Here is a 785-nt window from a genome sequence, read left to right as displayed (position 1 = left end):
TACTGTAAGCTAGTTTGAATATTTAACGCCACCTCGGTGCCATCCGATAAAGTAATATCAGATGCTTCAGTTGCAACATATTGTTGTGCTGCAACAAGGATGGGAGCTTTTGGTGATACTGGCGGATTTAACTGGGTTAAGCCTATAAACGCCATAATTAAACATGCGGCCGCAGCGCTTGCCCATATCAATAAATTATTTTTTTTACGAGGTGAAATTACTATATGTTCATCTGACTTTTGCTGTGAATCCACTTTTTGCAATGCTTCGATGAGTGCAGGGTCTTGCCAAATCTGTTTATCGAGTTGTTCATTACTTGCATCGTCAGGTTTGAATGGAGTATGCATTGAATATCTCTATCTGTCTTTACTATTAATATAACGACTTAATGTACTTTAAGGGGACAATTAGCTGGTGATAAATCCGCTGATAGCCTCTTTAAGCATATCCATCGCGCGCGAAATATGCTTTTTTACAGCTTCTTCGGACAACCCTAAACTTTTCGATATTTGCTGGCGGCTTTCTCCATGTAAGCGTCTTCGAATAAACACATCTCTACGTAAGGCTGGCATTTGAGTTAATACTTGCTGATAGATACGTAGCCGCTGTTCATATTCAAGTAGGTTTTCAAGGGAAAGATCGTTACTTTCAGGCTCATATTCTAGGCTCTCGGGATATTTATTTTTCTCTCTATGATGATCAACAATTAAATGGTGCGCCATGCGATACCCATAGGCTAATGGGTTATCAATATGAGTAGTGCATTCCATTTTTAATGCTTTCAT

At 39.1% G+C, this 785-nt stretch carries 2 protein-coding genes; both read right to left on the bottom strand.

Going from position 1 to position 785, the window contains the following annotated elements; translation table 11 throughout:
* Positions 1 to 347: hypothetical protein (locus ACT3RM_RS18050; protein WP_444511539.1), on the bottom strand; the 347-nt coding region annotated here is incomplete at its 3' end.
* A 60-nt stretch (positions 348 to 407) separates the two neighbouring features.
* On the bottom strand, positions 408 to 785 hold a 378-nt coding region (locus ACT3RM_RS18045), incomplete at its 5' end, for an RNA polymerase sigma factor (protein ID WP_444511538.1).

This window comes from Pseudoalteromonas sp. AOP7-A1-14, assembly GCF_052376275.1.
In the GTDB taxonomy this organism is placed as follows: domain Bacteria; phylum Pseudomonadota; class Gammaproteobacteria; order Enterobacterales; family Alteromonadaceae; genus Pseudoalteromonas.
This window is presented reverse-complemented; position numbering and strand designations above follow the sequence as displayed.